Origin of the sequence: Achromobacter sp. (assembly GCF_050285585.1) — a bacterium.
Taxonomy (GTDB): domain Bacteria; phylum Pseudomonadota; class Gammaproteobacteria; order Burkholderiales; family Burkholderiaceae_B; genus Achromobacter.
The window spans coordinates 86,550-94,278 of record NZ_JBLZXF010000021.1; the positions used below are offsets into that span (position 1 = coordinate 86,550).

10 protein-coding genes are annotated in these 7,729 nt (G+C 68.5%); 9 read left to right on the forward strand and 1 reads right to left on the reverse strand.

Annotated elements, in window-relative coordinates:
• Window positions 1-48: 48 nt before the first annotated feature.
• Both ACN6PJ_RS22575 and ACN6PJ_RS22580 read left to right on the forward strand, forming a co-directional pair.
• Window positions 49-729 carry an amino acid ABC transporter permease gene (locus ACN6PJ_RS22575; RefSeq protein ID WP_427998052.1) on the forward strand — a complete coding sequence of 227 codons (681 nt, stop codon included), beginning with the start codon at window positions 49-51 and terminating at the stop codon, window positions 727-729.
• The gene (locus tag ACN6PJ_RS22580) at window positions 726-1,481 is read left to right on the forward strand and encodes an amino acid ABC transporter ATP-binding protein (RefSeq protein ID WP_427998038.1); all 756 of its coding nucleotides are present in this window, start codon (window positions 726-728) and stop codon (window positions 1,479-1,481) included. The genes ACN6PJ_RS22575 and ACN6PJ_RS22580 overlap by 4 nt, the downstream gene beginning before the upstream one ends.
• Window positions 1,482-1,545: 64 nt before the next feature.
• Here ACN6PJ_RS22580 and ACN6PJ_RS22585 read toward each other — a convergent pair whose 3' ends face one another.
• Window positions 1,546-2,214, reverse strand: coding sequence for a peptidoglycan DD-metalloendopeptidase family protein (locus tag ACN6PJ_RS22585; RefSeq protein ID WP_427998053.1), 669 nt, complete (start codon window positions 2,212-2,214; stop codon window positions 1,546-1,548).
• Window positions 2,215-2,434: 220 nt separating this feature from the next.
• Here ACN6PJ_RS22585 and ACN6PJ_RS22590 point away from each other — a divergent pair, with 220 nt between their 5' ends.
• The 7 genes from ACN6PJ_RS22590 to cyoA all read left to right on the forward strand — a co-directional run.
• A complete protein-coding gene (locus tag ACN6PJ_RS22590; protein ID WP_427998039.1) occupies window positions 2,435-2,860 on the forward strand; it encodes a DUF2946 family protein in 426 nt (141 codons plus the stop codon).
• Between the two features lie 62 nt (window positions 2,861-2,922).
• A complete protein-coding gene (locus ACN6PJ_RS22595; protein ID WP_427998040.1) occupies window positions 2,923-3,543 on the forward strand; it encodes an SCO family protein in 621 nt (206 codons plus the stop codon).
• A gap of 27 nt (window positions 3,544-3,570) precedes the next feature.
• Window positions 3,571-4,053, forward strand: coding sequence for a copper chaperone PCu(A)C (locus ACN6PJ_RS22600; RefSeq protein ID WP_427998041.1), 483 nt, complete (start codon window positions 3,571-3,573; stop codon window positions 4,051-4,053).
• Between the two features lie 251 nt (window positions 4,054-4,304).
• Window positions 4,305-4,658 carry a DUF4148 domain-containing protein gene (locus ACN6PJ_RS22605; RefSeq protein ID WP_427998042.1) on the forward strand — a complete coding sequence of 118 codons (354 nt, stop codon included), beginning with the start codon at window positions 4,305-4,307 and terminating at the stop codon, window positions 4,656-4,658.
• Window positions 4,659-4,869: 211 nt separating this feature from the next.
• Window positions 4,870-6,063, forward strand: a complete 1,194-nt coding sequence (locus ACN6PJ_RS22610; protein ID WP_427998043.1) for an ATP-binding protein — start codon at window positions 4,870-4,872, stop codon at window positions 6,061-6,063.
• Between the two features lies 1 nt (window position 6,064).
• Entirely contained in the window at window positions 6,065-6,619 is a 555-nt protein-coding gene (locus tag ACN6PJ_RS22615; protein ID WP_427998044.1) for a response regulator transcription factor, read from the forward strand.
• 258 nt (window positions 6,620-6,877) lie between these two features.
• Window positions 6,878-7,729 (forward strand): ubiquinol oxidase subunit II (cyoA, locus tag ACN6PJ_RS22620; RefSeq protein WP_427998045.1); only part of this gene is annotated, 852 nt, incomplete at its 3' end.

The window sequence follows — 7,729 nt, forward strand, 5'->3', positions numbered from 1 at the left end:
CAAGCCTTCCTGCCCGACTGGCTGCTGGCGCAAGTCGGCGGGTGGACGGTGCCGTCCTGGATGCAGCTCATGGCGGACTCGTTCTGGCCCCTGCTGAAGGCGGGGCTGATGTTCACGGTCCCCTTGACGCTGATGTCCTTCGTGCTGGGCCTGGCGCTGGCCTTCGTGGTCGCGCTGATACGGCTGTTCGGCCCCGCTCCCCTGGTGGCCGTCGCGCGCTTCTACGTATGGCTCATACGCGGCACGCCGCTGCTGGTCCAGCTGTTCGTGATCTTCTACGGGCTGCCCAGCGCGGGCATCGTGCTGGATCCGCTGCCCGCCGCGCTGATCGGATTCACGCTCAACGTGGGCGCCTACAACTCGGAAGTGATCCGCGGCGCCATCGAATCGATCAGCAAGGGCCAGTGGGAGGCCGCCTATTCGCTCAGCATGACGCGCGGGCAGGCGCTGCGCCGCACCGTCCTGCCGCAGGCGGCCCGCGTCGCCGTGCCGCCTCTGTCCAACTCCTTCATCGCGCTGGTGAAGGACACCTCGCTGGCCGCGGTGCTGACCGTGCCCGAAATCTTCCAGGCCGCGCAGCGCATCGCCGCGGTCACCTATGAACCGTTGATCCTCTACACCGAGGCCGCGCTGATCTACCTGGTGTTCAGCTCCGTCCTGTCCGCCGCCCAGGTCCGCCTGGAAAGGCGCTTCGGCCAGCACGCGGTGTTTTCCGAGAAAAACCGATGATCCGCCTAGAGAAGATAGAAAAGGCGTTCGGCGGCAACCCCGTGCTCAAGCAGGTGGACGTGCGCATCGCCGAAGGCAGCGTCACCGCCCTGATCGGCCCGTCCGGCAGCGGCAAGAGCACCCTGCTGCGCTGCGTGAACCTGCTGGAAGTGCCCGACCGCGGCACGCTGGTCATCGGGCCGGAAAGCGTGGAGTTCGAACCCGGCCGCAAACTCGCGCGCGACCAGATCCAGCGCGTGCGCATGCAGACCGGCATGGTGTTCCAGAATTTCCAGCTGTTCCCGCACCAGACGGTGATCGGCAACGTCATGGAGGGCCTGTTGACGGTGCAGAAATGGCCCGCCGACCGCGCCCGGGCGCGGGCCGAGGAATTGCTGCGCAAGGTCGGCATGCTGGAAAAGGCGGAAGCCTGGCCCGCCAACCTGTCCGGCGGCCAGCAGCAGCGCGTGGCCATCGCCCGCGCGCTGGCGCCCGCGCCCCGCGTGCTGCTGTGCGACGAGCCGACCTCGGCGCTGGACCCTGGCCTGGCGGCCGAAGTGGTGGACGTGCTGCGCCAACTGGCCGCGGAAGGCATGACCATGCTGATGGCCACGCACGATCTGCGCCTGGCGGCCAGCGTATCGCGCGAAGTGGTATTCCTGTTGGACGGCACCGTCGTCGAATCCGGGGACTCCCGCCAGCTGTTCACCCAGCCCGCGGACCCGCGCACCGCGGCGTTCATCTCCACGCTGACGCAGGAAGCCCCGGTATAGGCGCGGCGCCGGTCCGCGCAGCATGGCCAGGCAGATGCCGGATGCCCGCCATACGGCGCCTGGCCTACTTGGGCGGCAAGGATCCTGCCGGGTCCACCGCCTGCCCGTCATAGCGCAGCTCAAAGTACAAGCCGACCTGCTTGCTGTCGCTGTTGCCCATCTCGGCGATCTTCTGCCCCTGGCTCACGCGCTGACCTTCCTTGACCAGCAGTTTGCTGTTGTGGGCATAGATGCTCAGGAAGCTGGCGTTGTGCTTCACGATCACCAGATGGCCGTAGCCGCGCAGGCCGCTGCCCGAATAGGCCACCGTGCCCTGCGCCGCCGCCACCACCGGCGTGCCGGCGGCGTTGCTGATGACGATGCCGTTGGAACCCGAGCCGTCGTACCCGCGCGTGACCTTGCCCTGGGCGGGCCACACCAGCGAGATCGCGCCCGGAGGCGCCGTGCGCCGCCGGGCCGAGGAGGTGGACTTGGGCGCGGACTGCGCCTTGGTCCTGGCCTTGCTGGGCGTGGGCGCGCGCGCCTGGCCGGCAGGCGGCTCGACCCTCAGCACCTGCCCGACCTCGATGGAATTGGCGTTCGACAGCCTGTTCCAGCGCACCAGGTCGCTCACGCTCGCGCCCTGCTTGCGCGCGATCTGCGTCAGCGTGTCGCCCGACTGGACGCGGTAGTAGCCGGGCTGGACCTTGGTGGTGCCGCAGGCCGACAGCAGGACGAGCAGCGCGATCCCCAGGAGGCCGGCCCACCGGCGCAAGAAGACGTTGGCCCGGCTCGCGCCGATGGCCGGCGAGGCATGGAGCGTGAGGGGAACGGGCAAGGTCTGGACGGTCGAGGAAAGCACTGAAACCTGGGGCACTGAGATCGGGAGTCTGGATGAAGTGCGTTCAAGGGTACCAAGATTTTCGCGGTTTCGCGCCAGATGCCGAGGCCTGACCGCGAGTAGAATGCCAGCCATGCCCAGCCAGATCCGCCTCCAGCATCTCGGAAGCGCCGCGCGCGTCCGGGCCGTGCTGTGGCTGGCGCTTCTGGCGCTGACGCTGCGCGCGCTGGTTCCGGCCGGCTATATGCCCGACACGCGCGCCCTGCATGACGGCCGCCTGGAGGTCACGTTCTGCTCGGCCGCCGGAGACCTATCGTCGTTCGAACTGGCCCTGCCCTCGAACGGCAAGGACAAGGCCGGGCACGATGCCGCCGGCTCGGGCGCGCAGTGCCCCTTCGGCCTGCTGGCGCACCTGACGCCGGCGCCCGCCGCGGCGCTCTCCCTTCCCGCGCTGGCCGCCGGCCGGCATGTGCCGCCCAAGCCCGCGCGCGGCGCCCTGCCCTCGCAAGGCGCCCATGGCCCTCCCCTGGGTTCCCGCGCTCCTCCCTTCCTCGCCTGACTCCGTCCGATCGCGCGGCCTGCCCGCCGCGCCTTGCCGATACGTCAACCGACGAGGTTTTCATGTATTCCCTGTTCCCGCGCGCGTCCGCTGGCGCGCCGCCGCACGCGCCCGATCCCCGGCGCCGCCTGCTGCTGTCTTCCCTCGCCCTGCTAGCCCTCGCGGGCTGCGGCCCCGAAGCCCCGAAGCTGCACGGCATGGACCTGTCCGGCATGCCGGACGGCGACTTCCTGCTGCAGGACACCGATGGCCAGTCGCGCCGGCTGGCCGACTACCGCGGCCATCCCGTGATGCTGTTCTTCGGCTTCACGCAATGCCCCGACATCTGCCCCACCGCGCTGACGCGCGCCGTCGAGATCAAGAGCCTGCTGGGCGCGGACGCCGGCAAGCTGCGCGTGCTGTTCATCACCGTCGACCCCGAGCGCGACACGCCCGAGATCCTGCGCGCCTATACCCAGGCCTTCGATCCCGGATTCATCGGCCTGCGCGGCGATGCGCAGCAGACCCGCGCCGCGGCCCAATCGTTCAAGGTCTTCTACCAGAAGGTGCCCACCGGCTCGTCCTACACCATGGACCACACCGCGCTGACCTACGTCATCGACGCCCAGGGCAAGCTGCGCATCGCCCTGCGCCACCAGCAGAGCGCGCAGGAATGCGCGGACGATCTGCGCACCGTGCTCTGAACTCCCCTCATCGAAAAGGAATCCATCATGAAAGCAACCGCGATCAAATCCCTGGCCGCCGCCTTCGCCCTGTGCGCGTTCGCCGGCGCCGCGTCCGCCCAGGACGCCTCCCTGTCGGTGGAGGATCCCTGGGTCCGCGCCACCGTGCCCAATCAGCATGCCACCGGCGTCTTCATGCGCCTGACTTCCGTCGCCGCGGGCCGGCTCGTCGCGGTGGAGTCCCAGGCCGCCAAGCACGTGGAAATCCATGAAATGGCCATGCAGGACAACGTGATGAAGATGCGGCAGGTGCCCGGCATCGACCTGCCCGCCGGGCAGGCGGTGGAACTCAAGCCCGGCGGTTACCACGTCATGCTGATCGACCTGGCGCGCCAGATCGCGCCGGGCGAGCGCGTCGCGTTGACGCTGGTCGTCGAGGATGCCCGGCGCCAGCAGCGGCGCGTCGCCGTGGACGCGGTGGCGCGGCCCCTGAACGCGACGGCCGCGCCCGCGGCCGGCCACGGCCACTGAGGCCCCGCGCGAACCGCTTCCTTGAAAGCGCAATGACATTTGTGCTGCGCGCTTGAAACACCTTCCGTGCGGCAGGCGCCCCCGGCGCGCAACGCCGGGCCGGGCGCCGGGTCGAATGGAAAAGGCCGGGCTCGCCTCGCCCGGGCGCACCCGGCCAGTCATTGCGTATTCCGGAAATCGTCCGCGGGCAGCATCGCGGACGACGGCGCGGCCGGCCTCCGGCCGCATGCTTTGATTGTCAGGAGCGTTTCATGAAAGCCTCTACCTTATTGCTGTGCGCCGGCCTCGCCGCCGCCGGGGCCGCCCAGGCCCAGCCCGCGCAATACCAGCGCGACCTCTATGGCGACTGGCGCGTCACCTACGCCGCCCCCGCCGCCAAGACCTCGGACCAGGTCAGCGCGGAACTGGCCCAGGCGAAAGCCAGCGGCACCTATGCGTTCGGCCAGGAAGACTACCCGCCCGCGGCCGCCCCTTCCAGGCCGGAGAGCCGGGCGCAGGTGGCGCAGGAACTGCGGCAGGCGCGGGTCCAGGGCGAAATGGCGTCCGATCAGGAAGACTATCCGCCGCCCGCCATGGCCCACAGCGGCGCCTCGGCCCTCCACTGACGCAGCCGCCTGAAATATTAGGGACGCTGTCATGCCTCCAGCGGCCGGCGGCGCCCCCCGATTCGCCATACAATGCCTGCACATCCGCCGCCGGCGCCCCTAGCGCGCGCCGGCAGCCGGCGCCCGCCGCGCCGCGCCCCAGGATGCCAGCGTTCCGCGCAGCCGGGCGCTTGACCCGCCGGCTGACAAGCCGGCATCTCTGTGTCTGGATATGCCCGGTAGTTCCGCCTTTTCATTCCTGCGTACCCTCTGCAGCCTGCGCTGGCTCGCCATCGCGGGCCAGGCCGCCACCATCCTGCTGGCCAGCGGCGTGCTGGGCCTTGCCCTGCCGCTGGAGCCGCTGTGGCTGGGCGTGGGCGCGCTGATCGGCTTCAACGTTTATGCCAGCCTGCGGCTGCGCCACCGCCGCGACCTGTCCCACGCGACGGCCTTCGGCCATCTGTTCGTGGACATGGCCGTGCTTGCCTGGATGGTGGGCTGGAGCGGAGGCATCAACAATCCGTTCGGCATGATGTTCCTGATCCTGACCGCGCTGGCCGCCCTGGCGCTGCCGCGCAACTGGGCGCTGGCGGCGGCCGTGGCGGGGATTTCCGGATACGCGGCGGCCGCCATCTTCGGCCAGCCGCTGCGCGGCGAGCTGAACACCCACAACCTGCTCCTGTGGGGCATGGGCGCCAACTTCCTGATCTCGGTGGTGGTAGTGCTGGTGTTCTCGACGCGGCTGGCCTCCGACCTGCGCGCCCGCGAACGCGAACTGGCCAGGCTGCGCGAGCGCTTCACCCGCAACGAAGGCATCGTCGCGCTGGCCACTCATGCCGCGGCGATGGCGCATGAACTGAACACGCCGCTCGCGACCATGACCCTGCTGGCCGACGAGATCGCCGCCGAGGTCAAGGATGACGACCTGCGCGCCGACGTTTCCACCCTGAGCCAGCTGCTGGCCCTGTGCCGGGAACGTATCCGCAATCTGGCGGTCCCAACCGCCGTGGACCTGGTCCGCGTGGTGGGACAATGGCGCCTGATCCGGCCGACCATCGACCTGCAGCGCTCGGGCACCCTGCCCAGCAGCCTGCGGGTCGATCCGGCCATCGCCCATTTGCTGCAGGCGCTGCTGAACAATGCGGCGGATGCGGGCGAAGCCGCCAACGCTCCCCGCGTGGACCTGCATCTGGAATATGGCTATGGCGCCTTGCGCGGCGAAGTCCGGGACTACGGCCGGGGCTTCGACCCCGACCACACCCTGCTGCCGGCCACCAGCCTGTTCAACAGCGGCAAGCCGGGAGGGCTGGGCGTGGGCCTGGCGCTGTCGCACGCCACGGTCGAACAGCTCGGCGGCGAAATGACGATGACTCCGGCGGACGGGGGCGGCACCCGCATCCGCTTTTATCTCCCCCTCGGGACCTGACATGCTGAATCCAACCGACCTGGGCCTGCTGATCGACGACGACGAGCTGTACGTGCGCACGCTGCAGCGCAGCCTGTCGCGACGCGGCCTGGAAACCCGCACCGCCACCGGCATCGCCGAGGCCCTGCGCGTGGCCGAGGAGATCCGCCCCGCCTTCGCACTGGTGGACCTGCGGCTGGGCGAGGACTCCGGCCTGACCCTGATCCGTCCCTTGCGCGCCCTGCGCCCGGACATGCGGATCCTGCTGGTTACCGGCTACGCCAGCGTGGCCACCGCCGTCGAGGCCATCAAGCGCGGCGCCGACGACTACCTGCCCAAGCCGGCCACCGCGCCGATGATCCTGCGCACCCTGGGTCTGGTGAAGCCGGAATCCGTTGCAATCGAAACCACCATGACGCCCCTGCACCGCCTAGAATGGGAGCACATCCATCAGGCGCTGCACGAGACCGGCGGCAACGTTTCGGCCGCCGCCCGCCTGCTGGGCATGCACCGCCGCTCCCTGCAGCGCAAGCTCGCCAAGAAACCGGGGCCGGAACGAGAGGTGCTGGTGGATTGATTTGTGCAGATGCGACAAAACGTCGCATGCCCCGCATGTGCGGGTGCGACATATCGTCGCACCCGGGAACCCGCCCCCCTCCCTCCGCCCCCCTAGGAAAACCCTGAATCTGCTCCCCTTGGGGCGGAATCCTCCCAGGCAATGCGACCATTCGTCGCATGCTTGACCGAAATCAAGCCGATAGGATGGACGTTGCTGCCTAGCAGCATTCCAGTCTGCTGCTACGCAGCATTTTCCACCTTCCATCCAAGGCTGTACGTGAAACACCCCCTCCTTGCGACCCTTACGCGCATTCTCAGCGTCGGCGCGGTCATGCTGCTTGGCGGCTGCAACATGGAAATCCTCTCCCCCAAGGGAGACATCGGCATCCAGGAAAGGACTTTGCTGTTCACGACGACCGGGCTGATGCTCATCGTCGTGATTCCGGTCATCGTCATGATCCTGGCCTTTGCCTGGAAATACCGCGCATCCAACACCAAAGCTGACTACCAGCCCAAGTGGGCCCACTCCACGGCGATCGAACTCGTGGTCTGGACCATCCCTTGTATCATCGTGGCCATCCTGGCCGTGATCACCTGGCGCTCGACGCATGCGCTGGACCCCTACAAGCCGCTCGTGTCCGAACACAAGCCGGTGACCATCGAGGTGGTTTCGCTGGATTGGAAGTGGCTGTTCATCTACCCCGAGTACGACATCGCCACGGTCAACGAGATCGCCTTCCCCGTCGACGTTCCGGTCAACTTCCGGATCACCTCGGCGACGGTCATGAACTCGTTCTTCATCCCCCAGCTGGGCAGCCAGATCTACTCGATGGCGGGCATGGAGACCAAGCTGCACCTGAACGCGCGCGAAGCCGGCACCTATGCCGGCATCTCGGCCAACTACAGCGGCGCCGGCTTCTCCGGCATGCGCTTCAAGGCCATCGCCATGCCGCAGGAAGGGTTCGACAACTGGGTCAAGGAAGCCAAGGCGGCCCCGACCGCGCTGACCCCCGAGGTCTATGCGGAACTGACCAAGCGCAGCGAACACAACGCGGTCGTCAAGTACTCCTCGGCGCCCCCCGCCATGTTTGATTTCATTCTTGGCAGCACCATGACCAAGATGGCCGGC

Bases quoted from the DNA above. Each gene is read 5' to 3' on its own strand.
- ACN6PJ_RS22580 (WP_427998038.1), top strand. From the start codon at position 726: ATGATCCGCCTAGAGAAGATAGAAAAGGCGTTCGGCGGCAACCCCGTG.
- ACN6PJ_RS22590 (WP_427998039.1), top strand. From the start codon at position 2,435: ATGCCCAGCCAGATCCGCCTCCAGCATCTCGGAAGCGCCGCGCGCGTC.
- ACN6PJ_RS22595 (WP_427998040.1), top strand. From the start codon at position 2,923: ATGTATTCCCTGTTCCCGCGCGCGTCCGCTGGCGCGCCGCCGCACGCG.
- ACN6PJ_RS22600 (WP_427998041.1), top strand. From the start codon at position 3,571: ATGAAAGCAACCGCGATCAAATCCCTGGCCGCCGCCTTCGCCCTGTGC.
- ACN6PJ_RS22605 (WP_427998042.1), top strand. From the start codon at position 4,305: ATGAAAGCCTCTACCTTATTGCTGTGCGCCGGCCTCGCCGCCGCCGGG.
- ACN6PJ_RS22610 (WP_427998043.1), top strand. From the start codon at position 4,870: ATGCCCGGTAGTTCCGCCTTTTCATTCCTGCGTACCCTCTGCAGCCTG.
- ACN6PJ_RS22615 (WP_427998044.1), top strand. From the start codon at position 6,065: ATGCTGAATCCAACCGACCTGGGCCTGCTGATCGACGACGACGAGCTG.